The sequence below is a fragment of the Chitinophaga filiformis genome (genome assembly GCF_900102545.1).
Classification (GTDB): Bacteria; Bacteroidota; Bacteroidia; order Chitinophagales; family Chitinophagaceae; genus Chitinophaga; species Chitinophaga filiformis.
This window is the reverse complement of record NZ_FNBN01000011.1, coordinates 136,380-162,260: the sequence shown is the minus strand read 5'-3', so window position 1 is coordinate 162,260 and position 25,881 is coordinate 136,380. Positions and strand designations below refer to the sequence as shown.

24 protein-coding genes and 1 tRNA gene are annotated in these 25,881 nt (G+C 40.8%); 18 read left to right on the top strand and 7 right to left on the bottom strand.

From position 1 onward, the window contains the following. Positions 1–113: 113 nt before the first annotated feature. From BLR32_RS30460 to BLR32_RS34175, 3 genes are all read right to left on the bottom strand, one after another. Positions 114–1,004, bottom strand: a complete 891-nt coding sequence (locus BLR32_RS30460) for an RDD family protein (protein WP_089837838.1) — start codon at positions 1,002–1,004, stop codon at positions 114–116. Between the two features lie 169 nt (positions 1,005–1,173). After that, positions 1,174–1,599, bottom strand: a complete 426-nt coding sequence (locus BLR32_RS30455; RefSeq protein ID WP_089837836.1) for a hypothetical protein — start codon at positions 1,597–1,599, stop codon at positions 1,174–1,176. Positions 1,600–1,608: 9 nt separating this feature from the next. Continuing rightward, positions 1,609–1,758 (bottom strand): hypothetical protein, encoded by a 150-nt coding sequence (locus tag BLR32_RS34175; protein ID WP_176842483.1) that lies wholly within the window; start codon positions 1,756–1,758, stop codon positions 1,609–1,611. A gap of 143 nt (positions 1,759–1,901) precedes the next feature. Between BLR32_RS34175 and BLR32_RS30445 the strand changes: the two genes are divergently transcribed. After that, on the top strand, positions 1,902–2,522 hold the full coding sequence (locus BLR32_RS30445; protein WP_245705560.1) for a hypothetical protein: 621 nt from the start codon (positions 1,902–1,904) through the stop codon (positions 2,520–2,522). Positions 2,523–2,977: 455 nt separating this feature from the next. On the opposite strand, the gene BLR32_RS30440 is transcribed toward BLR32_RS30445, so the two are convergent. After that, positions 2,978–3,547, bottom strand: coding sequence for a helix-turn-helix domain-containing protein (locus BLR32_RS30440; RefSeq protein WP_245705559.1), 570 nt, complete (start codon positions 3,545–3,547; stop codon positions 2,978–2,980). Between the two features lie 47 nt (positions 3,548–3,594). On the opposite strand from BLR32_RS30440, the gene BLR32_RS30435 reads away from it, so the two are divergent. After that, complete coding sequence (locus tag BLR32_RS30435; RefSeq protein ID WP_089837831.1) at positions 3,595–4,116, top strand: NADPH-dependent F420 reductase; 522 nt, start codon at positions 3,595–3,597, stop codon at positions 4,114–4,116. 72 nt (positions 4,117–4,188) lie between these two features. Here BLR32_RS30435 and BLR32_RS30430 read toward each other — a convergent pair. After that, positions 4,189–4,270 (bottom strand) — tRNA-Leu (locus tag BLR32_RS30430). Between the two features lie 399 nt (positions 4,271–4,669). On the opposite strand from BLR32_RS30430, the gene BLR32_RS30425 reads away from it, so the two are divergent. The 4 genes from BLR32_RS30425 (at position 4,670) to BLR32_RS30405 (ending at position 9,454) form a co-directional block, all read left to right on the top strand. Next, entirely contained in the window at positions 4,670–5,311 is a 642-nt protein-coding gene (locus BLR32_RS30425) for a DUF6266 family protein (protein WP_089837829.1), read from the top strand. 103 nt (positions 5,312–5,414) lie between these two features. Beyond that, positions 5,415–6,053: a DUF6266 family protein gene (locus tag BLR32_RS30420; RefSeq protein ID WP_089837828.1), complete on the top strand. Its 639-nt coding sequence runs from the start codon at positions 5,415–5,417 to the stop codon at positions 6,051–6,053. Positions 6,054–6,856: 803 nt separating this feature from the next. Then, a complete protein-coding gene (locus tag BLR32_RS30415; RefSeq protein ID WP_089837826.1) occupies positions 6,857–7,816 on the top strand; it encodes a sensor histidine kinase in 960 nt (319 codons plus the stop codon). Positions 7,817–8,137: 321 nt separating this feature from the next. Beyond that, positions 8,138–9,454: an McrB family protein gene (locus BLR32_RS30405; RefSeq protein WP_089837823.1), complete on the top strand. Its 1,317-nt coding sequence runs from the start codon at positions 8,138–8,140 to the stop codon at positions 9,452–9,454. Between the two features lie 45 nt (positions 9,455–9,499). Here the strand turns inward: BLR32_RS30405 and BLR32_RS30400 are convergent, their stop codons facing one another. Further along, positions 9,500–9,916: a winged helix-turn-helix transcriptional regulator gene (locus BLR32_RS30400; protein ID WP_089837820.1), complete on the bottom strand. Its 417-nt coding sequence runs from the start codon at positions 9,914–9,916 to the stop codon at positions 9,500–9,502. 213 nt (positions 9,917–10,129) lie between these two features. Here BLR32_RS30400 and BLR32_RS30395 point away from each other — a divergent pair, with 213 nt between their 5' ends. From BLR32_RS30395 to BLR32_RS30380, 3 genes are all read left to right on the top strand, one after another. Next, entirely contained in the window at positions 10,130–10,570 is a 441-nt protein-coding gene (locus BLR32_RS30395) for a nuclear transport factor 2 family protein (RefSeq protein ID WP_089837819.1), read from the top strand. Positions 10,571–10,645: 75 nt separating this feature from the next. Continuing rightward, positions 10,646–11,017 carry a winged helix-turn-helix transcriptional regulator gene (locus BLR32_RS30390; protein WP_089837817.1) on the top strand — a complete coding sequence of 124 codons (372 nt, stop codon included), beginning with the start codon at positions 10,646–10,648 and terminating at the stop codon, positions 11,015–11,017. A gap of 682 nt (positions 11,018–11,699) precedes the next feature. Continuing rightward, a complete protein-coding gene (locus BLR32_RS30380; protein ID WP_089837815.1) occupies positions 11,700–13,034 on the top strand; it encodes a hypothetical protein in 1,335 nt (444 codons plus the stop codon). A 46-nt stretch (positions 13,035–13,080) separates the two neighbouring features. Here the strand turns inward: BLR32_RS30380 and BLR32_RS30375 are convergent, their stop codons facing one another. Beyond that, positions 13,081–14,442 (bottom strand): hypothetical protein, encoded by a 1,362-nt coding sequence (locus BLR32_RS30375; protein ID WP_089837813.1) that lies wholly within the window; start codon positions 14,440–14,442, stop codon positions 13,081–13,083. 501 nt (positions 14,443–14,943) lie between these two features. On the opposite strand from BLR32_RS30375, the gene BLR32_RS30370 reads away from it, so the two are divergent. From BLR32_RS30370 to BLR32_RS30325, 9 genes are all read left to right on the top strand, one after another. Continuing rightward, on the top strand, positions 14,944–15,303 hold the full coding sequence (locus tag BLR32_RS30370) for a PKD domain-containing protein (RefSeq protein WP_089837811.1): 360 nt from the start codon (positions 14,944–14,946) through the stop codon (positions 15,301–15,303). Positions 15,304–15,367: 64 nt separating this feature from the next. Then, positions 15,368–15,751 (top strand): PKD domain-containing protein, encoded by a 384-nt coding sequence (locus BLR32_RS30365; protein ID WP_089837809.1) that lies wholly within the window; start codon positions 15,368–15,370, stop codon positions 15,749–15,751. A gap of 226 nt (positions 15,752–15,977) precedes the next feature. Next, positions 15,978–16,544: an RNA polymerase sigma factor gene (locus BLR32_RS30355; RefSeq protein WP_089837806.1), complete on the top strand. Its 567-nt coding sequence runs from the start codon at positions 15,978–15,980 to the stop codon at positions 16,542–16,544. A gap of 33 nt (positions 16,545–16,577) precedes the next feature. Further along, complete coding sequence (locus BLR32_RS30350) at positions 16,578–17,687, top strand: FecR family protein (protein WP_089837804.1); 1,110 nt, start codon at positions 16,578–16,580, stop codon at positions 17,685–17,687. A 92-nt stretch (positions 17,688–17,779) separates the two neighbouring features. After that, a complete protein-coding gene (locus BLR32_RS30345; RefSeq protein ID WP_089837802.1) occupies positions 17,780–21,088 on the top strand; it encodes a SusC/RagA family TonB-linked outer membrane protein in 3,309 nt (1,102 codons plus the stop codon). 16 nt (positions 21,089–21,104) lie between these two features. Continuing rightward, the gene (locus BLR32_RS30340) at positions 21,105–22,508 is read left to right on the top strand and encodes a RagB/SusD family nutrient uptake outer membrane protein (RefSeq protein ID WP_089837801.1); all 1,404 of its coding nucleotides are present in this window, start codon (positions 21,105–21,107) and stop codon (positions 22,506–22,508) included. 1 nt (position 22,509) lies between these two features. Further along, positions 22,510–23,238 (top strand): DUF4843 domain-containing protein, encoded by a 729-nt coding sequence (locus BLR32_RS30335; RefSeq protein ID WP_176842482.1) that lies wholly within the window; start codon positions 22,510–22,512, stop codon positions 23,236–23,238. Positions 23,239–23,248: 10 nt separating this feature from the next. After that, the gene (locus BLR32_RS30330; protein ID WP_089837797.1) at positions 23,249–24,709 is read left to right on the top strand and encodes a PKD-like family lipoprotein; all 1,461 of its coding nucleotides are present in this window, start codon (positions 23,249–23,251) and stop codon (positions 24,707–24,709) included. Between the two features lies 1 nt (position 24,710). Further along, positions 24,711–25,847, top strand: coding sequence for a TlpA disulfide reductase family protein (locus tag BLR32_RS30325; RefSeq protein WP_089837795.1), 1,137 nt, complete (start codon positions 24,711–24,713; stop codon positions 25,845–25,847). The last annotated feature ends 34 nt before the right edge of the window (positions 25,848–25,881 follow it).

Below are 25,881 nucleotides of genomic sequence, written 5' to 3'. Positions count from 1 at the left end.
ATGAATATTACCCCCTTTTGATTTTGTATATCAGTTAGGTCTTGCCAAGTACCTCCATAGGTAAATGCATGGAAAATAGAATAGACACAAGGGAGGAACGTTTGGTCTTATTCTTATTTTGTTTCGTTATTTATTATCGTTCCAATTTGATCACTTGTGATCTGCATACTTCCACTTGTTTTAAAAACATATTTTGCTTGTCCCGTAAAACTTTCTTTGGGATGTATTGAATACAAAAGTTTGTTTGTGATTTGTTTGAGTTGCTTTGATTGTGTTTCGTCTTCCAAATAGTTTTCTTTCAGCATATAGATTACAGAAATGTATTTCACATTTTGGTTTTCTATTTTATCAAACACCTTAACGCTTGCTGAAATATTTTGTCCAAGACTATCGGCAAATAATTTTTCTAACGATTTACTTTCTGTGTCGTTGTAACTGCTTTCAACATATTTCACTTTTATAAATGTCGGCTTGAATGCTTGAAAAAATGGAAGCATAAGCAAAAGCATTATTCCATATGCAATTGCAAGTGGCACAAGCCCTTTTTTGATGTCAAATTTTGGTTGCTCTACATTTGTTGGATCGTAGAAAACAACCTTGGTTCCCGCTATTTGGTCTCCAAGTCGTCTGCCTGGATTTATTAATGTTACAATAACTTCTATTGGCCAAATCAGGCAAAGTATATTTCTTACAAAACATTTTAAAGGTGATGCGACTTGCCCTGTTGTATTATCAACTACTTGCGTTTTTGTCATTCGTTTTCCAATACTTCGTCCGTTAATAGTGTCTTTACAGAAATAAATGGCAAACCCTAAAAGCGATACATAAAGCAATGGTCCACCAAAGTCCATTTCAGTCTGTTCGTGCGAAACGTTGAAAGCACTTGAAGAAATTTTTATCATTATGGGGATAGAAAATATCATCGCAATCATTGTCATAATAAACTGGTCAAGTATCATTGAGCCCAGTCTTGTGTCTGCATTTACCTTATTCTGTCCTGTCATAATTTTAATGATTTATTTTTGTAGAGTGCCTGGAAAACAATGCGTTGGTTAGAATGTGAACTTCGAATCCATTTAGATTATAATGGACCGCAGAATATCTCACTTGCTTGACCTAAATGGCATACGCGTTTCATGCCTGTTTTGTCTGGCCAAAGTTTACGCAGTTTATTTATTCATCAGATAAATCATCATCTTCCCGGTATGCTCCAAGAAGTGCTAATATTATTGAAGCTATCCCGCCTAATGTTCCCAAAATGGCAAGCAGAGAAACAAGTATAGGTCTTATCAAAACACCTCCATAGGTAAATACATGGAAAATATAATAGCCACAAGCGAGTCCTATCAATAGCAAGAAAGCACCCGTAAAATACCCGCCTCTGTTTTCTTTTTTGAACTCACCTCCATTTGCGACAAATAATTCTTCCAATAAACGTGTCGCGTCCCCTGCATTCATTCCTCTATAATCTGCAGTCAGGTTTTCAAGAATGAGCTCTCGTTTGGTGCCGTCTTTAACTGAATCAATTGCGTACTCAATATTTTCAGCGCTTACGCCTTTGTTTTTATATTTTTCAATTATCGGGTCAAATTTTTTCATCAGTTTACTCTACTTATAATAATTGTTATGGGTGCTTATCATGGTGGCAAATATAATGATTATTTTAAATGTTTGTTCTCCTGCATTGTTTTGCTGGAATTCCAGTTGGTCTCCTGCAAAACTGAGTATCATTTCAGGTGGTCCTAATAATCCGCCCATTTGCTTGCGTTTTATGGGCGGAATTTCTTCTAACAAGCATAATGTCAAGAGATTATTTACAAAGTTTACACTATTATTTACAATCCAAATCCCTTACGCTGAAATGAATCGAAGTATTTTTGTTGCACTAACTTTAAAAGGATATGAAAAATAAAAGAAATGCCTTAAGCGGATCTGATTTATCAGGAGATAGATCTATGTTACCTAAACCCACAAAACACATGAAAAAAATTATTTATGCGCTGATCTTACCACTGGTTGTGGTAAGCGGACTAGTATTTGCTAATCGCGAAATCAAAAATGAGCCGTCTCAAAAATCGGCCCCAAAGCCGCTCTCTGCTGAAAGGAAAGCCGAATTGAGAAAACAATGGGAGGCTAGCCCTGATGGTATAAAGTTCAAAAAATGGGAAGCGTCTCCCGCAGGTAAAAAAGTGCTTGCCGGTGCTGCTAAAATAAGGAGCCAGGTAAGTGCTTCTACCAATATGGAAGCCGTTGTAACCTCTCTTTCTCTTCCGCCAGGTTCACGATTGGGTTTCGGAGTGATGGCCAGGATTAACGGGGAGGATTATATTCTTAGTTTTGGGCCGGAAGAGTCTAACGAATTTCAGCAATTGCGTAGTCTGAAAGTTAACGACAAAATAATTATAAGAAGCCATTTTGTATCATACGCGCCCAAGTACTCATATCCAATTGTAGCGGGCGACTATATAGAACGAGATGGCAAAATGATTTATAAACGTGCCCCTCGCACGGGCGGTTGCTGACAGGAATCGAACCATATAAGCTATTGCTCTGCAATGATTTGAGCTTATCATTCAAAAAGTAAAAATTAATTTAAACTAAAAGGCCTTAAGTCTAATGACTTAAGCCTTTTCTTTTACGTACCCAGGAACGAATAATTATCAAATCTCTTTCGGAATTTCGTATCCTTTACAGCTTCTTTTGGTATATTAAAACATAAGTAAATTTCACATACAAAGTTCCGATTTGGATATTAATCCTATGCTCGATTTCCTGGCGGACAGATTAATTGAAAGCCTTCGTTTAAAGCTAGAATTTATTCAGGGAAATTTAACGATGTTATAGTTGATATGTTACAATAAAGTATTTCTAAGAAATACAGACACCTTATCCGCACATTATTTTTAGCTTCTTTCATATTCATTGATTTGCGTTTTTTTTCATTTTTTGCACATCCTCACCCCGGCACCTGTTCTCATTAGTTTGAATTCCGGTATTCATTAGGCGTCATACCCGTTTTCTGTTTGAACAAACGGGTAAAATGGTGCGGATATTTAAATCCTAATTCGGTTGCGACGTCACCAATGGTTTTTGAGGCATCGAATATCTTTGTTTTAGCCTCATCGATGAGTTTTGTTTGGATGTAATCCAATGCCGTGCTACCGGTTTCTTTTTTAATGAGGTCACCAAAGTAGTGGGGAGAAAGGAATAGCTGCCCGGCACACCAGGCTACAGAAGGCAGCCCCGAGTATTGAGCTTCACCGGACTCAAAATATTCACTCAATAATTTTTCAAAACGTATCAAGACATCTTTGTTGGAATGGCTTCTTGTAATGAATTGCCGGTCATAGAAACGGATACAGTAATTGAGGAGCAATTCGATATAAGATACTATCAGTGTTTTACTATGCTTGTCTATACTCTGTTCTATTTCGCTTGAAATTTTCTTAAGACATTCTACAATGACCTTTCTTTCTTTTTTAGAAATGTGTAAAGCTTCACGTACTTCATAAGAAAAGAATGTGTAATCCTTGATATTTCTTCCCAATTGAGTGCCTTTAATTAAATCTGGATGAAAAATCAGGACATAGCCGGATGGATAAAAACACTTCAGTTAAGCTGGGAACCTTTGCTGATGCAGCGAAATTTGGAGAAGTGGTTTTCATTTCAACCTTTGGTGATGTCGCTATAAATGCCATTGACCTGGCAGGCAAAGAAAATTTAGATGGTAAGGTTATTATTGATACAACCAATCCGCTCGACCTTTCAAACGGTATTCCTCCGGGCTTTTCAGGAACTGTTGGCAATTCGCTTGGCGAACAGATCCAGAAGCATTTGCCCCAGGCAAAAGTGGTTAAGGCTTTCAACACACTAAGTATGCATATAGTGGTGAACCCTCAAAGAGAAGAAGGCAATCCGATCCTGATGCTGGCAGGAAATGATGAAAGTGCCAAAGACAAAGTTGGCGAAATTGCTAAAAGCTGGGGCTGGAAGGATGTAGTTGATCTGGGCGATATTTCAGAATCGTTCTTTATGGAGTCATTTGCGTTATTGTGGATACGCTACGCTTTTAAAAATAACAGTTGGACACATGCTTTTTCACTTTTAAGGAAGTAAAGAATTGCCGGGGCATATTGACATCACGGTAATAAAAAGGCTCTGTAAATAAATACTTACAGAGCCTTTTCGTGCCCAGGACTGGACTCGAACCAGCACGTCTTACGACACTGCGTTCTAAGCACAGCGCGCCTACCAATTTCGCCACCTGGGCATTGTTTTTCGTATAATCTTTTATTAAGCTAAGATTTTTTTTCATAATGACAAAAAAAATCAGTCCTAATCTTCTGATAATTAGATGTTTTGGTCGTCGTAGATAGGCAACTTTGGAGATATGGAATATATTTCCATGTTATAACTTATATTCCAGTTTCCCCTTACCTTTATATCGGAAAGAAAGAAAAGTAGATCGGACCTTGATAATAGGTTGATCGCTCTTTGATCGGTCGCGAACGATCAACCTACGACCAGCCTACGACCAACCTGCGACTAGCCTGCGAACAATCTATGAGTTAACCTAATCTCACCACAACACACAAGCCGCGTTAACCCACGTATAGGCTTACGTTTTAAATCAAATTTCAAATCATCCTAACATTAAAACCCTTGTTTTATGGGAAAGTATCTCAAAGGCATCTTAGGCCCATTTTCCGGCCTGGTAGGCACCGTAGTAGGTGCTAGCTGGAAGGGCATCTCTGTAATGCGCAGCCGGACAACAAAAAGCAATAAACCTGCAACCGAAGGCCAGATGAAGCAACGAACTGCGTTCACACTCATAACCGAGTTTCTGAATCCTCTTCGTGATCTGATTAAAATCAGCTTTCAGGCATATCAAAAGGGAATGACTCCCTACAATGCTGCGTTTAAGGTCAATATTGAAAATGCTATTACCGGTGTATACCCGGTACTGGCAATTAACTATCCACAGGTTGTAATCGGTAAAGGTAGACTGCTTGGTCCGCCTGAATTTACAATGGCCGCTACAGTAGCTGCCAAGCTTGACTTCACCTGGGTGAACAACGCAGTTGTTGACAGTACTAATGGCACAGACCTGTTAACTATATTGCTTTATAATCCTTTAAAGCAGTCGTATGTGACAGCGGCAGGTGTTGCCGCCAGATCGGCGCAGAGTTACAGCCTCACAGTCCCGGCCCAGTGGTCGACCGATACCGTTCATGCATGGATCCTTTTTGTCAGCTTTGACGGAAAAGTAAATTCAGACTCCCGGTATGTGGGTGATATAGAAATTCAGTAGTATCTCAATCCTTTCTCCTTTCGGGGAATGATCCTGCGAGTTTAATAGAAAAAATAACTCCCGGTTAGGACCCTGAAGGGGGGAGGACTTAAATCTTAATACTATGGCACGACTTAAGAACGGGCTGTTTAACGGCTTTTCCGGAGCTATGGGCAATTTTGAAGGTTATGAACAGGATGGCCAATACATTATCCGCTTGCGACGGGGCAAAGCGACAAAGCCGCCTAGTGAAAAACAGCTTGCCTGCAGGGAGAAAATGCGAATGATCAATGAACTGCTGAGCCGCTGCTCTTTGTTTGTAAAGTTAGGGTTTTCCGAATCTGCAAAAGGCCAGACGCCTAAACCCTATAATGCAGCTGTGGCTTACCAGTTAACGAACGCTATAACTGGTAGTTACCCCAACTATGAAATAGACTACAGTAAACTTCGGTTTGCCCAAGGGCCGATCAATACAGATGGACTCAATCCCTCTGTATCCTTACAAGGCGATACGTTGATATTCACCTGGACACCAGCGACCAGTTATCCACGCAGTACAGACCATGTGATGTTACTGGCATACTCGCCAGCATTGAAACAGGCTGTTTATAATCTATGTGGAGCAAAAAGGAGAGCTGGTCAGGAAATACTTAAACTACCCCACGAGTGGCAACAGCAAAGAATAGAAACTTACATCGCATTCAGGGGAGAGAACAACGGACAATACAGCAATAGTATCTATTTGGGTAGCATCTTAGGATGATAAATTCCCGATGGAAATTGATGTCCCAATTTTCGGCTTGCAGCACATTTTCCTTTTAGGGAAGGTGCTGCAAGCCTTTTCCAGTTCATGTTTTAGATGTATTTAAATCACGATGCAATCGATATGATCATACATGAAAAACACATCTAACGTATATACATATACTTTGTAAATATTTTTTTGTCGTGTATTTATTTCTTCGTTAACTTGCTTTTATAATTTATCATACTTGTATATAGCTAATGATAATGAGTTGACCTTTTCGGTAAGAAATCATTATTTTGCGCTACTTATGACAAGAAGGTAAAGCGTTTAACGAAGTCTCGGCAATCAAATCTGACAGTTTAAAGCACGAGGCATAAGTTAATACGCTCAATCCACATAAAAAGGGTTGGGCCTACTCATGCATTGTGCTTGGCTACCGAAAGGTAGTTGGCTTTGTCAGAGCCGGATTGACAATGCAGGTGGGTTCCAACCCTTATTATATTCCCTGCACTTCAAACGCTTCCTCCAATAGGTATTGCATAATTCTTCTTACTCTTCCTATTCCGGGTTTTATTTAGCTGCAATACAAATAAGACAACGTCGTCCATTTTACACACAGTAAATACCATCTTTATGGTCTTATGAGATTACTGAGGGGAACAATCAAATTAGGGGCATAGCAGCTTGCTATTCCAGCATTATTCGTTACAGATAGACCAAAACATCAAGGCATATCATAGATACGCCTGTGGAACTTGCTTTCCGCAGCCTTTAATCCTTATGCCTGTAACCAGGTATTGTTAACAAATATTTATCCAATGAATACAACAAATGAAGCGTTAACTCAGAAAAAGAAATTCTTTCCGTTCTGTCTATCGGATGAAGAAATTATAAATCCGATGTCGGTCTTTAACGACTTTTTTGACTGCTCTGATATACGGGAGGAAACGGACCGTATCGGCAAATTGCTTGAGGTTATATCCAGATCTGATTCCTATTTTAAAAGGGAGTGTCACGAAATAGTTGATACAGAATACAGAAGATTAATAGAGGCGGCATTTTTACTTGTGCACAATACAGCCAGGGAGGAGATATCCATCGAACGGTTCCTCGCACTATTTGCAAATGAAATCAAGTCACAACTTGAAGGCGCGTCACTGGCTGTGGAATCGTTAATTGACAAAACGGATTCCTTCTTTGCCAACAAGCCAGATGTAGCGTTTTATCTCACAACGCTGAAATCCATTCTTTTCAACAGCAGGGTTGTTTTAAAAAACATGATCAATACCGTGCATTTCAGGGAAGAATATTTTTCGTTCAGACCAAAGGAAACGCCTTTCAAAGTATTGGAGTTTATAGATGAATGTACCATTCCTTATCATGTTTTGAATGAACGATTTGGTAAAAATCTGCTTATCGAGTTGAATGAATTGCACGATAAAACTATTGTTACCGATAGGGTTCAACTAGGACAAGTAATTCAAAACTTCCTTAATAATGCTTATAGATATGGTAAAGGCGAGGATATTCAGTTAATTGCTACAGGCTCAAATGATCATGTATCCTTCTCGGTAGTTAGCTCTGGTGAAACAATTTCAGCACGGGAAATTAAAAGGCTGATGAATATATATTATAACGGCGACACCGACGCCGGATACGGAATAGGACTATATCTATGCGAAGTATATGCCGAAGCGCTAGGTGGTAATATCAAGGTTACGAGCCATGACGGCATCACAAGCTTTACGATTCACATTCCCTGCGAAATAAGGGAATAAATTATCAGAATAGGGGAGTGTGCCTCTGCAAGCAACTTCCCATACCAGCACTTTTTAATTAAATCAATAAATATACTATGAACAGCTTACCAGAATGGCACCAAAAGCCGCTCACACTTACAAAAGAGGAAATTGCTACACCAATGAATGTAATCAACGATTTCCTTTATTCTTATCCTTTACCGGAATTCAGAGAACACATTAAGACGCTTCTCCTGATGGCATGTAATGACAATGACTGTAATTCCGCCTTCAACATTATTTTCTGCGAAGATCTTACCCGTTTAGTTGAATCATGTTATATGTTAAAAAACGAAAATCATGGAAACAGTAGTATCACAAGGAACTAGTAGGCTAGAGGCTATACGGCGCTACAGGAGGATGTACAAACTTGAAGATGAAGCAATGGAAGATGTATCTGACATTCCTGCGCATGAAGAAGATGAAGCTATTGCGAATAAAAGAACGAGCGCTAAAAAGGCTAAGACAAAAAGCAACAATTCGGGGATTAGATTAGATGCGTCTTTCCCTGCTCAAGTAGATTTTGATCATCCATACCGCCAGCTATTGATGGCGGTAAAAACAAAACCTTTTCTACTGATAAGAGGGGTCTGTGGATCGGGAAAATCGAGGTTTGCAAGAGCATTGGCGTATCAAACCTGCCCTAGCCATCTTCAGGAAAATAGGAAACCGGGTAATTTTCAACTACTAGCTGTCCAACCCAGTTGGCACGACAACAAGGAGATATTGGGCTGGACTAACAGCTACGATATATTCCAAATTACTCCGTTTCTTCATTTTCTGATAAAAGCGTGGCGGCATCCTGAAGTCCCTTTCATTCTATGTCTCGATGAAATGAATCTTGCGAGGATGGAAGATTACTTTGCCGATTTCCTGTCAATATTGGAAAGCCGTCAGTTTATAAATGGGAAGCTCGTTTCAGATCCATTCATCAGTGGAGTCAAATTAAAAACTCTTCTGGAAAGTGACCCGGGTATATGGAAGCGGCTTGAACTTAGCATTAATCACGATCTCAAGCAGTTCTTCCTAAGCAATGGGATTATGTTCCCGCCCAATCTGATCGTTATCGGCACTGCTAATGTGGATGAATCCAGGCATCCATTCAGTATGAATGCTCTCGATAGGACGATGGTAATAGAACTGAACGGCATAGACTTCTATGGAGGGATCAAAGCCCCTGGCACAGAGCTGGACTTTCCGGATGTTCCGCTGGATAATGACTACCTGTTTGGTGATTTTCTGCAGGGGAGGGAAGCGTACCTTTCGTTCCCGCTGAATGGGGACTTTATCGTCGCAGAGCTTTATGCTATTGATACCATATTGTCTGAATCGCCTTATCGATTTGGTTACCGTGTGCGGGATGATGCGCTTATTTACTGTGCACATAATGCTAAATTAAATGCGAATAAAGGGAACAATGAGTGGGTATTAACCTGTTTGGATGAGATTATTTTAATGAAAGTGCTTCCGCGAATAAACGGGAGTTATAAGTATTCCGAGAAGGTGATTAATGGTCTGCTTCGGTTTACGAAGAATAGATATCATCGCAGCTTCAAAAGATTGACATATATGAAAAACAAGGCGGAAGGGACTGATTCCTTTTCGTTTTGGAGTTAGTTGTTATTTGGCATAAGGTAGCCCTCTCCTGATTAACCATTATATTTATTTCACTTTCGGGAGCTTGTTCGGTTTCTCAGAAGGTCCAGCGGATGTCATATCGCGTCTTATTTTATCGCGGTGCTGGATACCCCATCTGCTCAGAGCCCCAACAACTTCCTCAAGCGTATGGCTATAAGGGAGCAGTTCATATTCAATAGTTACAGGGTACCCAACCGATACCTTTTTTACAATGAATCCATTCAACTCAAGTTCCTTAAGTTCACTGGAGAGGACTCTCGCGGAAATTCCCGTTACCTGCTTTTGAAGTTCTGTAAATCTTTTATTGCCTCTGGCCATTGCAATAATGATCATCAGTTTCCATTTGCCACCAATAGCATATAAAGCATCAGCCACAGATGATAGAAGCGCCGTGCATTCTTCAGTAAACTCTTTAGCTGACTTTCTGTTTTCTTTTTTCATTAGTTAGTTATTTAAATATTACCCGCTAACCTTTAGGTAACAGCTAATAAATTGTAAACAAATGTACTCTAATTTTGCCTTCAGAGAAAACGTTTGGGTCGGCCTGGCTTACAGCGCTGCATAGAAACAAAATTATTTTCTTGCGTGATAGCCAGCTGCCCAAATTAACTGTTGAGAAGAATAAAAGGATTTTTCAATATTAAACAATCAATTATGACAGCAGAAGTTTTGAAGGCCAAAGAAGAATTAAGGGATTTAATAGACGCTTATGCATATTTAGGCGATGAAAAAAAGATTTCGGAACAAATGCAGCTATTTACACCCGACGCTACATATAAGGTTTATATCGGCGATTTTTTAGCGGCAAATGTTTCAGGGACAGAGAACCTTGGAAAAGAATTTGCCGGACATGCATCTCAGGTGAAAACTTATTTTACATTGAATGGGCTGCATATCGTAAAGATAGACGGAGATACTGCAACAGGTGTTTCTTTTTCTCAACTCAAAATGATAAGAGAGTCCGAAGGAAAAGATAATATCACAGATTACAGTGTTAAATATGATGACAAATATGTGTGCCAAAATGGAAAATGGTTAATAAAAGAACGTATCGGTTACTTTAAGATTATAGAGGCACGGGCACTCAATGGTTGAGTAAATTCATTTTGTTTATAGCCTCTGTATTAATAGGTGTTATTCATAAGGTACCGGTAGTAAATAACTGAGACAATGGGAACTAAAAAAACAAAGAACTATATCAATAGAAATTGTAGTGAACTTATCTCTTTAATAATGGTGGGAGAAACAATGCAGCTACTATCGGGCAAATGGAAGATGCAAATTATCACTTTTCTATTGAACAACGGTAAAACCCGTTTTATGGACTTGATGAGAGGTGTTGAGGGGATATCACCAAGGCTACTATCCAGAGAATTACAGGAACTGCTGGAAAGTAAAATGGTTGTCCGTTACGTAACAAATACAAAACTGGTTACGGTTGAGTATGAATTAACGGAAGATGGCAAAACTTTAAAGGGCCTTTTAATTTCAGTAGCAAACCGGGGCACTGCACATCTCAAATATTTAGCTTCCAGAGAATAAGTCGTTCTATTTACTATTAGTGTCTTCAGGAGAATGGGAAACCGGGTAAATCCCAAATAATAACTGTCTAATTCAGTCTGTATGATAACGAGGATATACTAGCCGGACTGCAAGAGAACCTTATTAGATAGATGAATAAGTTCACAAAGTGTTGTCAACCTCCGCAAGTTGGCAACACTTATTCCCTGCATTAGGACATGTAAAGCCCGTGTGTCAAATTTATGGTCCATAACCATCACCCAATCCAATTAATTATGGCTTACTAATGCCCAGGTTTTCTTTTTTATGTAATTCAGGATTGCGAACAATCTCAGCTATAAAGGCGGCAATGCTTTTACGCGATATTGCCCGACCTGTCTCCGGCTCACCTTTGTAGGTAATCGCATAGTTAACTTCATCGGTGCAGGTAGACCAGTCCGATCCAACTAAGAAAAGTATATTGCATATTTCTTTTTCTTTGTGTCCAGAAACGGAACTGGGTGTCGAAGTAACTGCATCATCTATTGTACATGTGCCCTAAAAAATACAAACTAGTTGGTATTGCCACGAAATCAGATTTTTACCAACTTTATAATGAATGAAGTAAACGGAACTTAATCATATAAGTATAGTACCATTTCTCTCTGGTATCTGCTCTTCATTATTTTAGAGATTTCTGATTTACCCCATTTAAACACCAAACATGAAAACGCATTGCATTAAATTCCGCCTATTCCTTTTCGTGTCTTTTTTAGTTTGTATTCCGGGACTGGGCAGCGCTCAAAATATTGCTCTTGTACCTGGAGTTACCTCAATCAAGTACCTAGTGTCCAGAGGTGGAGGACCTGCTGATACGCTTCAGTCCGTAATTGTAAAGGTCGAGTATTGGCTTTCTGGCCCCGAGGTTAGCAGTCCTGTTAATCTTGCTTTTCAGATTGCAAATCTTAGCCCTGGTGCGGGTATGATTAGTCCTGCTGTTTCTATGGCGCCAGGATTAAATCTTCCCGGTTCAAATTTTAGGCGTAAGCGTGACACAATTGAAGTACGAGTGCCTATACGAATTCATAGCACGGCTATTGTAAATAACATAGAATACTTTAGTATACAATTGAATGGCAGCTTGGCAACAGATCCATCACATGTTGTCATAATACAGGAAAATTTACCTAGCCCCAGTGTCCAAGCTAAGGATACTAGTATGAAAAGAGAATATATGTTTCTGAATGCAGCCAACTTTGATTTTGATAGATCCAGTAATGTTAGTTATTTAGGACATATTAATGCATTTGTTCCAGACCTCTGGCAGGGATTGGGTCTCAACGCTGGCATCATGAAAATAAATTTTTCCAATGATTCCATACAAACAAGCAGTAAACAAACATCTAATGTCCTCATAAAGCCCCTCGATCCATTAGCTGAAGGAACAAAATATTTGCGTCAATTTAATGAATCTGAATATGTTACCAAGTATATAATGTGGAGTTTTTATTTTGAACCATTTTATAAAATAAAATTATCTGATAGGCTCGAGATTCTACCACATCTTCATTATGAGTTGCAATTAAACAAGTGGACGACAGATGTAACCATGAGAAATATCCAAACAGATACACTGGTGATGAATGCTGAAACTATAAAACAGGTTTATTCAATTAACAATGATTTTGGTAGCGGCAGTACTGCAAATTTGAAAAGCAATTATAGCTGGGTTAGCCATAACGTGGGTGTTGGTTGTATATTTCTAGTGAAACCGTGGAGTGGTTCAAAAATTTTTGCACAGCTTGTATATGGTATTTCTCTTCATGAGAAGAAAATCCAATCTGCCAGAGTACTTCCGCGTTCTTTTTTCCGGAATGCTGATAAGATAGATTTATTTTATCTAACAAGGATTTATCTTCAGCAGGAATTGGTGGGTAACCTTGATGCAGTTTTGGGGTTAAATGTACAGAAATTTAGAACCGATGTGGTGGCTAATTATGCTCCTTATCTTGGGATAAATGTTGGTTTAGATGGACTCAAGAAACTGGTGGGAAAATAATAGTGGCAGGTCAATGCTACATCATTCTGATCTGACTACATACGATTTAAATGTTTATGGCAACTTCTTCTTTATTACTGTTTGCCATCACCGAAATTTTATTTTCTTGCAATAATTTTTTTAATACTCGGGTTTCATTGTCTGATAGACTTTCCACCGCCACAGAATCTTTCCATCTAGAATCAAATTTATCCACTAATACAACGAAATATGAGTGCGAATGAGAACGATCGGAACTAAAACTGGTATTTTTATAGGTGTATCCTAATTGTAAGGATTTTAAAACCTTGTATTTATGCCAGAACACCATGTTTTCTGTTATTAATTCATTTGATAAGCCACTATTTTCTCCCAATAGTTGATTACATTTCTGGCGATATGATTCAAATTCTTGTGAATCTTTTACAGTACTTAAATTAAAGTTCTTTTGGTTCCATCCCCATTCAAAAATTATTACACTAACGGTTGCATTGAGTAATGTTTGCTCAAGATCACTGGACCATCTTGGAATAATCTTATTATTATACGTTAATGTGATTTTAGGAGCCTGGCTACTAGTTTCATTATTCATCTCATCAAGGAAGGTACGTACTGCTTCTTTGCTGATGATATCTCTCTCAGCCGGGAAAGACTCATCCTTTAGTTTATCTAATAAAAAATCTTCAGTCATCGCGGTACTACGGTAATTGAGGGATAGCTCGGCAATTGCCCTTTTTATCCTTTGCTCGTTGCCCAACACCGTTTGTGCCTGATTATTCATCGCTAATTCAAAAAGAATTGAGAACATTAGGGAAAGGGTTAGATAAAAACCATATATAGTAAATAATACAAGAATATAAAAAATGTGGTTTGCTTCAACGAAATATACTGCTGGCAGAATTAGTAAAGAATAATGATACACTAAATTATATGCAGGATTCGATGTCAAGTTTAGATATGGCTGCAAGTTGAAATTAATCAATGGTGCAACCCCAGGCTCCATTACAACGTATCCTATAGCAATTAAAAACCATAAATGGACAGCTACTTCCACATTGTCATTTATTGGCAGTAAAAAAATATATACACCTGTAAACGTTGTTGCAAGGAACGTGATTGCGATCAAATAGAACTGCTGCCAAAACGTAGACGTCACATCAAAATCTTTTAAAAAAAGTGGAATGGCTAACGTAAGCCCGCTAAGTCCACCTGTGATTTGGCAAAGACATTGAATATCTGTTTCACTAAGACAAAATGCTTGTTTCATAAAGAACAACCACACTAAAAAAATGGTAGCAGTAACCCCCGCTACTAAAGATCCATTCCTGGTAGCGTTATCCGAAACCGTAAAAGCCCGTCTTTCAACAGGAGCAGGAGAGATGGGACGGTGGCGATGGTTGTTATCGTCAAATCGAGAATTGAATGCCATGGGATTAATTGGGGGTAAAGTCTATCTGTTAGACAGGCCACGAATATGGCAATAACATTTTACATTACAAAATGTTTCAGAAAAATAGGCGACTACTAAGATGAACTTTTGCATAGTGTGCAAACCCAATTCCGGTAAAATGCTATTTTACTCGCTACTTTATTTTTGACTCGGTTTCCTGTATCCATGAACAGTAAATTGGTCCAGGAAGGAGCTTTTTGTAACGAAACGGTGGTCCCTTTAGGCACAGGACAAAACCCAGCACCCGCGGCAGGTGTTGGCGAGAATATTGGTGAACAGCTAGGCTTTGTTGTAAGAGTGCCCTTAAATGAGTAGCTTCAATAAGTATCGTCAACTTCTGCAGTTGGCAACACTTATTCCTAGCATTTGGGCCATGAGTATATACACTCAAATGCAGTATTTTAACATCTCGTATCACCCCTGATCATTTATTTTCAGGTTGACAAAACTATATTTTGTTTACCCAAAATCCCCCTTTTAATGAAAAGATCATTGTTTTTGATCCTTGCAGTATTTATGAGCATTGGCATGTACGCAAATACCGGTAGTGCAAAAGTATCGCCTCCCAGTTTTGACGTCCGCCTATCCACAATAGTGGCTTCGACTACTCTTTATCAAGCTTCTGTTTTTCTGACAAACCCAGGCCCGGCCGATAGGGATCTGATAGGCCACATTGACTGGGACTTTGGCGATGGATCAGCTCCTGTGTTAAATGGTGAGCCTGTCATTAAGCACTTCTATCAACCAGGTACTTATACCATTGCGCTTACATTTACTTATGTAACCGGTGAGACATTTATAGTCACAAAGCAGGTTGTTATTGTACCTATCGAATTTTGAACGATTGCTACCACTATTTCCAGGTTGACAATATTCTATTCAGTTTAAACCAAATCCCAATTCAATGAAAAGATCATTATTATTGATCCTAATGGTATTTGCCAGCGTTAGCATGTATGCGAATATCAATGTTCAGCCAATTGTACCGTCAGTTGCGCCAAAAGCTGTACCAACACCCGAGTTTACCTATCGTGTAACCACCTTATGGGGAACTAATCCACTGATTCAGTATGCTACAATTTGGCTTACCACGCCAGTGCCGGCAGACTTACCACAGGTTAGCAATGTGGACTGGGATTTTGGCGATGGATCAGCGCCTGCACTAAGCGCACGTCCGCTGGTTAACCACGTCTATCAGCCAGGTACTTACACTGTTACAGTTACAGTAACTTATGTGACAGGTGAAGTATTTGTAGTAACAAAAGAGATTGTTATTTCGCTGCCTTAATCAACTGGATTCTGAGCATCGGTGAGATAGGTTCTTACAGGAAACAAATGAAAAGGGTTGGATCATTCCAACCTTTTTCATTTGTTTCCATTTCTTAAGCAATCCATAAGCGAAAAATAATCTACGGACAGGAACAATAAAAGTCTTTAATTTTACCCCACAAACACAGCCTAGATCATCTCCGGATGCCATATCAGACGAGACTTTTATTAATTCCCTCATCGCCATGAAAGACACCACCGAAAATGCCCTCTTTAACCGTATTGCCAGCAATGACACCCTCGCTTTCCGCCAGTTATACGACAAATATTTTCCCATCCTCTGCACCAATGCCACAAAAATCCTTAAATCAGCCCTTTGGAGCGAAGAAATAAGCCAGGAGGTATTCTTGTACATCTGGGAAAACAGGAAGCAATTAGCCACCATTGAAAACCCCAAAGCATGGCTTTTCCGCATAGCCTCCAATAAATGCCTTGACAGGATCAGGCGGCAGGGCGTCGAAATAAGAGCCCAGTATATCATTCAAAACGTCTCGCACGAAGAGCCTAACGGGCGGCATGATTACAATCTGGTCCGGCAACTGATTGCCGAAGCTGTGCTTCAACTGCCTGAACAGCAACGCCAGGCATACCGCCTCCACCAGGAGGAGCTTAGCTACAAGGAAATAGCAGAACGGCTGGGAATAAGCCCCAATACCGTCCGAAACCACCTCGTACGGGCCTTCGCCGGCATCCGTCAACACCTGCTCAACCACGGAATCCCTCTTTTTGTAATTTTTTTTTATCTACAGTAGTCCATCCTCACTTCTTAACCGACTTTATATTATATGTCATACGAAACTGATCATATCCGTCATCTCTTTCAGCTATATACGTCCAACCAGGCAACGGATGAACAGGTCAGGGAACTATTCCTGTTCCTGGAAGACCCTGCTAATGATGCCTTTAGCCAGGAACTGGTGTATAATCAAATGAGTGAGGAAACAGGTACGGATAATACTAATTCGGAAACAGTCTGGCAGTACCTGCAGCCGAAAAAACGGCGTACCATGGGCGTTTGGTACTGGGCTGCAGCAGCAGCGGTTATTATCGCAGTTTTTATATATAGACAGCCTGATAGAAAACCGGTAATAGCAGTCGCGGATATCCCCGCGGCCACTAATAAGGCTGTTCTGAAACTATCGGATGGAAGTACGATCACACTGGATAGCACCCTAAAAGGGACTATCGCCCATCAAGGCAAGGTTACTATTATTAAATCTGATAATGGAGAACTACATTATGAAGGCGCTGATGATCAGATCATGCTGAATACTGTCACTACACCTATGGGAGGCCAATACCAGCTGACCCTGCCTGACGGCACAAAGGCCTGGTTGAACGCCGCCTCTTCGATCACTTATCCTGCTTACTTTGCCGGCAATGACCGTCAGGTGACCATCACAGGGGAAGTATATCTGGAAGTCGTAAAAGATCCTTTACATCCTTTTATTGCAAGTATACCCGACCATATCGGTATACAGGTACTGGGTACCAGCTTTAACATCAACGCTTATGCAGACGAGGAAAATATTAAGACCACATTAATTGAAGGTCGCATTAGGATGGCGGGCAGCAAAGTTATATTAATGCCCGGCCAACAGGCCATTGAAAGAAAGAATGCTTCACTGGAACTTGTGAGCAATGCCAATATTGAAAAAGAGACAGCCTGGAAAAATGGCATATTCTATTTCGAAGATGCTCCGCTGCCACTAGTCATGAAACAACTGGAAAGATGGTATGATTTAAAAGTATCGTATAAAGGAAACATACCCGCATTAAGGATCAACGGTAAAATGGACCGTAACCTTACTTTGCAAGGCGTGATGGACTTTCTCACAAAAATGGGTGTAGCCTATGCCATAGAAGACCGTACGATTGTAGTGACCGGGAAATAAGAAAATCAGACGTATTGTTAGCTGCATCCGCCTTGAACAGCGGATACGGGCAACCTATGTAATCAATCAACCAAACCGTAATAATCATAAACATGCAGCACATTCCCTCAGAAAGACACGCAGGGCGTAGTCTGATCCTGTTAGTCGCTCTTCTGCTCTTATACGTCAGTGGAACGGCACAGGATATGACCTACACTGACAAAAACGTTCCTATCAAAACTGTTTTTAAAGAAGTAGAAAAGCAGACCGGCTACTTCGTAGTGTACAATAGCCCTGTTCTTGACAACATCCCACTCATAACAATCAAAGCGGATCATTTACCACTTACAAAATTTCTCGATCTGCTATTCAAAGATCTGCCCCTGGATTATATGATCCGGAGTAAAACCATCATGTTGTTCAGCAAGGAAAAACAGTCATCTGATAATTTAATAACAGGGATTGTGATCGATAACGACGGAAACCCCCTGCCTGATGCTACCGTAAGTATAAAAGGGAAAAGTACCTTTGTCCCGGTCAATGCCGATGGCCACTTCTCGATTACAGCAGATGAAGGTGAAGTGTTATTCATTACATGCATCAATCGAGCCACCCAGGAGGTAATTGCAAAAGCCGGTATGACTATCGTATTGCAGCCACTGGTGTTGAATCTGAATGAGACAGTCGTGAACGGTATTTACAAGCGACCTGTAGAAAACTATACAGGAGAAGCAAAAACCTATACTGTAGATCAGCTTCGCACGGTCAACAATACCAATATCATCGGCGCCTTACGCTCGCTGGATGCCTCTTTCCAGGTACCTTCGGATATTAATTATGGATCTGATCCTAATCACTTGCCCCAGATCCAGGTTAGGGGAGCTAACAGTATAGCCAATACAAATCTCACCAGTCAATATGGCTATATCAGCAATCCACCCTTATTTATTCTTGATGGTTTTGAAGTGCCATTACAAAAGATTTATGACCTGGATATGAATCGCGTAGCCAAGGTCACTATCCTGAAAGATGCTACTGCTACCTCAATCTATGGCTCCAAAGCAGCTAACGGAGTGCTGGTCATAGAAAGTCTTCAACCGAGAGAGGGTCGGCTTCGTCTGAGTTATAATAACAATCTGTCACTCATGATGCCGGATCTCAGTAGCTATCATCTACTCAATGCAGCACAGAAACTGCAATTGGAGAGGGTAGCGGGCATATATGTAAAATCAGCCAGTCAACCGCTTTCTGCACAGGTGGCCATGGAAGAAGTATATAACCGTCGTCTTGCGGAAGTAAGAAGAGGGGTAAACACCTATTGGTTATCTCAGCCACTTAAAACGGCTTTAGCACAAAAGCACAGTGTGTATCTCGATGGTGGCGATAAGTTTATGCGGTACGGTGTCGACCTCGCTTATACCAACACGCCTGGTGTAATGAAAGGCTCCAAAAGAGATAACCTGGCCGGCGGTGTAAACCTGGTATATCATAAGGGTTCCCTGCAGTTTACCAACTATTTGTCTGTGACCAGCAACAAAGCTGTGAATTCTCCCTACGGCGACTTCTCACAATATGCAAAGATGAACCCTTACTGGCGTCCTAATGACTCACTGACGGGTAAGGTGTCTAAAGTACTACAGTACTATGATGATGCTACATGGTATGAAGCAGTGTATAATCCTATGTATGATGCACAGCTAAAAACAAAAAACACGAGTTCTTATCTCAATATCACGGACAATTTTCAGGCCGACTGGAACATCCTGAAATCCCTTAAGCTCAGCACCCGATTCAGTATGTACAACCAGCGGAATACCGCAGATTTCTATCTGCCGGCAGATGCAGTTGAATTTGTCGCTACTCCGGATAGCCTGTTTTCCACACGTGGGTATTATCAGCAAACAAATGGCATGTCATCCAGCTACCAGGGTGATGTATATCTTAACTACGGAACTAACCTTGAACGGCATACTGTATTTGCGACAGCAGGGTATCATATGCAACAAGACAGATCCAATTCCAGTACAGTACTGGTACAGGGATTTCCCAATGCGCACCTGGATAATATCCTGTTTGGATTGCAATATCCTGCAAATGGTAAGCCTTCCGGTACCGAAAGCATACAACGATTAATCAGCTACTATGCCAATATCAGCTATGCATATGATTACAGGTATTTGCTGGACCTGTCTTTCCGTGAAGACGGCTCCTCTCTTTTTGGTACTAATAAGCATTATGCACCTTTCTGGTCAGTAGGTGTAGGATGGAACGTACATAAAGAAAAGTTTCTTTCTATGCCAGCTTTGATCAACCGGTTTAAGTTACGTGCATCTATAGGCTCTACCGGCTCACAGAATTTTCCTCCATTTGCAGCATCGCAGACGTATCAGTACCTGACAGCATCCCGCTATCTGGACCATATAGGTGCATCAATGCTTAGTCTGGGTAATAGTGATCTCAAATGGCAGCAGACCAACAAAGTGAATATCGGTACCGACGTAGAACTGTGCAATAAAAGGGTACAATTTACCTTCAACTATTATGTTGAAAAGACCAATGATCTTTTTACCACTGTTAATACCACGCCATCTACAGGCTTCAGCAGTTTCTTTGCCAACCTGGGAACGGTAGAAAACAAAGGTATCGAAGTATACCTGACTGTGTTCGCTATGAAGCGGGAAAAAGAGAATATCTTCTGGAGCTTTTACGCCAACCTGCTACATAACCGGAATAAACTGCTGCGTATTTCAAATGCATTGAAGGCTCAGAATGAAAAGGCAGTGGGCGAGCAGACTAAATCAGACAAGCCTATCACAGCTCCGGTATTACAATATAAGGAAGGGCAGAGTGTGAGTACTATTTATGCGGTGCGATCTGCCGGTATTGATCCTAGCACGGGCAATGAAATTTTCCTGACAGCCAATGGCGAACAGACCTACAGATGGAGCCCGCTTGATGAAGTACCCGTTGGCGATAACCAGCCAAAGATAAGTGGCAATTTCGGCACTAACTTAATGTACAAAGGAATCAGCGTTAATATTTCTATGCGCACCGAACTTGGCGGACAGATATACAACAATACATTGGCTGATCGCGTGGAAAATGCAGATCCTGTATACAATGTAGATGAACGTGTACTTACAGACAGATGGCAAAAGCCAGGTGATATTGCCCGCTATAAAGGATTGACCAACCTGAATGGTAATACCCGCACAGACATTACCAAGGCTACATTCCGATTTATCCAGGATAATAATATACTGTATTGTGATGCCATTACGATCGGATATCAGCCCCCGAAGAATTGGAAAATGTATCTATACATCAACAATCCTTTCCTGGTGTCTTCTGTCAGACAGGAAAGAGGCTTGAGTTATCCTTTCGCACGCAATTATTCATTCTCACTGCAGGTAGGATTTTAATCGCAAAAACAGCAACATGAAAAATATTTATTTGATTATATGTTTACTAATGGCATCCGGCTGTAATAAATGGTTGGATACCCATCCGGACACGCAGGTGTTACCGGATAAAATATTTTCTTCAGAGGCCGGTTTTGCGGATGCCATGTACGGCGTATATACTATTATGGGCAGCAGTGCCCTGTATGGTGATCAGCTCACAATGAGCTTCCTCGATGTGCTGGCCCAGCAATATAACTGTCAGAGTATTCCTGCTCATCAATTCTACCAGGCGGCCGTTTACAACTACCAGGATGCATCAGTAAAAGCAAGGATTGATAAGATCTGGGATACGATGTATTACGCGATCTCCAATATCAATAATATATTGGCGCGTATTGATGAGAAAAAAGACCTCTTCCAGCCGGGTAATTTCGCACTTATGAAAGGCGAGGCAATGGGGTTGAGAGCCTTTCTGCACTTTGATCTACTGCGATTGTTTGGCTCTACTCATGCAGCATCACCGGCTATTCCTTATATAAAGACGGTGTCAGGAAATGTATCACCATTATTACCTGTCAGCCAGGTGTTGGACAGCGTGATTAGTGAACTGACAGTAGCGAGCGGACTATTGGCTGGCTACAAAACTGTGAGCTATGACTATTATAATGCCGCCAACCAGCAGCAGAACGATTGGCTCAATCACCGCCAGAGCCATTTTAATTACTGGGCAGCAGAAGCCACACTAGCAAGGGCTTATCTATACAAGGGTGATAAGGCACAAGCATTGTTGCATGCCTTGAATGTAATAAATGCGGGTATGTTCAACTTCCAAACGCCAGACCGCATTACGAATCTGCAGGACAGGACCTTCATACCTGAGCACATCTTCTCTCTCAGCAAGTTTAATCTCCGCGATCAGGTTGACACCTATTTTAAATCTACCGGAGGTAGTGTCAACGTTGGTGTAAATAAGCAGCTGACGAATACCTATGGAAATGGGGGAGTGGTAGATCAGATTTATGAGATCAATTCCGGCGGGGTCAGTGATATTCGATATGCCCGCCTTTGGGAACTCAGTGGTACGGTGTATTTCTGCGGTAAGTTCTGGCAGGCCTCTGGTAATCCTGTTTATAATAATTGGATACCGCTGGTACGCCTGCCTGAGATGTACTATATCGCTGCTGAATGTTCTGAGCCCATTACAGCAATCATTTACCTGAATAAAGTACGGCAACAACGTGGTTTGAGTGAACTTACTCAGGAAAAGGTACAGGATGAAATTCTGAAAGAGTATCAGAAGGAGTTCTATGGGGAAGGACAGTTGTTCTACTATTACAAAAGAACAAACAGTACCCAGATCAGGTTCACCGCTGTAACAGGTTCCGATAAGATCTATGTTTTACCCCTGCCGGATGCAGAATTACAATACAGAAACTAATATGAAAAAATTACTATTGCTCATACTCTTAATAACCGCCTGCAATAAAGATGAAATCTCTGAAGGTTTCAGCGGTCAGCAAAGTGTCTATTTCATATATAGCGCAAATGCTGTCTATTCGGGTGGTATCGATAGCCTGAATTACACTTTTGTAGAAAAGAACAGTTCAATAGCTCAGGACACAGCCTGGCTACCTGTTCGTATCAGTGGCCATACTTCAGACTATGATCGTATTATTGATCTGGCTGTAGTACCTGAGAAAACAACGGCTATTGCAGATGTTCATTACAGGTTATTGCCTTATAAAATACCAAAGGATTCATTCGGGACACGTTTGGGAGTAGTATTGTTGCGTGACGTTTCCCTGCGGGATACGGCTGTTGTATTGACACTTAGAATACAGCCAGGAAAAGACTTCCCGGTATTAATGAAAGACACCCTGATGGGAGATGGTGCTTACTATACCAGGAATCAGGCCAGGATTATCTTCACTGACAGGCTAATCAAGCCAGATAACTGGGAGTCGTATCTCACTTATTTTTTTGGAGAATATAGCGAGACAAAGCTACGCTTCATCTCGGCTGTATTGGGCGTTGCCACCTTTCCAGAGGATCTGACATACCCGACCCTTCAATATTACCAAAACGCTGTCCGCAATGCCTTGCTGGTTTACAATGCAGCTAACGGACCATTAATTGACGAAAACGGAAATCCTGTAGTCATTCCTTAATAATGTAACTATGAAACATATTTTTATTGCGTTGTTGATTATTGTCATCACCGGATGTTATAGAGACAAAGGTGACTATGACTACAAAGCCATCAATGATATCACTGTCAAGGTAGAAAAGGATACCTTCCGTGTGGAGCAATTTGATACGCTAAATATTATGCCCGGCCTTACTGGCAGAGACACAACCCGTCTAAAATTCGAATGGAGGATCTATCCCATATTTGATCCTAACAATCCGTTGGACCCTGGAAGGATTGAAGTGATCTCAAGAGGACGTGCATTCAATCAGACAATCGCACTAAGGCCTTTAAATGGTTACTATAATCTTGATTTTGTTGCAATAGATACTATAACAGAAGTTAGCTATTTTAAGCACATGTATCTGCAGGTAACTACTGTGTTTCAGACTGGCTGGCTATTGCTTGAGCAGCTTGCTACTCACGCAGATATCAGCTTTATCTCGGATAATTATGTAGCCTATAAAGGCGTCTATTCAGCAGGTAATCCAACAAGACCGTTGCCATTGTCTTCCCGCCAGATACTTAGCATCAATACGCTCAGTATGTTGGGTACTTTGAATATGGTGTATTTTGATGGAGGAGGGTATACCTTGGATAATACCTCATTGCAGGTACTGGCAGATTATACAAAACTATTCTATGTCGCTCCTGAGATTGTGCAACCCCGTAATATGATAAAACCAAGTTTCTATTCCTACGGCCCCTATGCACTCTGTGGTGGAAAGGTATATGGCCTGAATGGTATGTTTGCATCCAAACTTTTTGGTACTGCATTTACACAGCCGGATAGTCAGGGGTATGAAGCAGCGTCTTTTGCAGCGGGCGGCAGCTCATTCGGGGCTATCTTTTTCGATCAGGCACATCATCGCTTTTTATATGATGGAGGAGGGACTTCTACCAGTCTGAAAGTATTCCCGCAAAATACAGCTATGGCCTATGATCTGAACAATGTGCCTAAAAAGATGCTGACCATGAAAGCCGGTTTAGGTTTGGAATTCCTGCCCAATAACTGGTATGCGCTGTTTAAAAATGAATCAGATGACAGTTGTTTTCTGTATACGCTGAACGCAAATGGTGATTTTGGTGCCTCTCCTGTAGCAGCTGCAAAACAGCCTATTTTGAACAGTCCTGATGTACAGCGTAGTCCCGATTATTTATTTTCTTCCACGGTGAAACAGATGTACTACGCAGCCGATAACAGGCTATATGTGTATGATATGGCAGCCAACCAAAGCCGTGTTGTATATCAGTTTGCTGATGGTGAGAATATAACAGCCTTGAAAATAATGAATGGTGTCATCACCCTGGCTACCTGGAACGGACAACCCAGTGGCGGCACTGTTTATTACCTGACTGTTGCAGCAACAGGAGACATCAGTGAGAACACTTACACACAGAAGGTATCCGGATTTGAAAAGATAGTCGCTTTAACATATAAACTGGGATAACATGAAAAAGATTATTATCATCATCATAATATTAGCGCCCATCCTTAGCCAGGCACAGTTAAAAAAAAGTACAATACGACTAGACATCGATACGGTAAAAGCTAAAATAGCATACCTGATTTACCAGATCGGAGAACAGACAATAGTCGATTCTCCGCATCTGATGAATGGTAAAGCTACTTTTGAAGTAGATATCCCTTATCCGATTATCGGCAGATTGAGTCTTGATAATAAAGGTTTTGGCTATCCTGATGGGCAGAAACCAGATCTGCTTACTTTTTATATTGAGGAAGGCACTATTGCTATTAAGACCCACAATCTCGTCAAAAATGCGATCATTACAGGTTCCAGGATGAATAATGAACTGGCTGCATACAATCGTTTCGTGAAAGAACCTCTTGATTCCATGGAGGAATTGGCATATCGTTTCAATACAGGCGGCCCAGACACATGGAAGGACACAGCCTACCAGAATGTCTATTCCAGCAATATGAGCATGCATATGGTCAGATTAAAGCAGTTACAGACTACATGGGTTAAAGAGCACCCGGATACCTACGTTAGCCTCATGGCCCTGGAATGGCTTGCGGGGTCTGTAATAGATGTAGCTGTTGTGGAACCCCTTTTTAATGGCCTTTCAGCACGTTTAAAAGGCTCTGTAGATGGAAAGGCATTGAGCGCCCGTATTGCCGCTGCAAAGACTATCGCCATAGGCTCCATTGCTCCTGCATTCACGCTGAACGATGTCAACGGTTCACCTATAAAACTAGCCGATTTTAGAGGCAAATATGTCTTGCTTGATTTCTGGGCAAGCTGGTGTGGCCCCTGTAGGGCGGAAAATCCCAACTATTTAAAGGTCTATCATCTGTATAAGGATAAGAACTTCAGGATATTAGGAATATCTCTTGATAGGGAAGGAGAGAAGGATGCCTGGCTGACTGCTATAAAGAAGGACAGGTTGGAATGGCCGCAGGTGTCGGAGCTTAAATACTGGAGCGGAGAAGTAGCACGTATGTATGATGTACAGGCTATCCCGCAGAATTTTCTGATAGATCCCAATGGAAAGATTATCGCGAAGAATATGCGGGGAGAGGAATTGCAACGGAAGCTGGCTGATATTTTGTCAACGGAAAAATAAAAGGTTCCGGTATTTGATTTTATATAGAACAAGT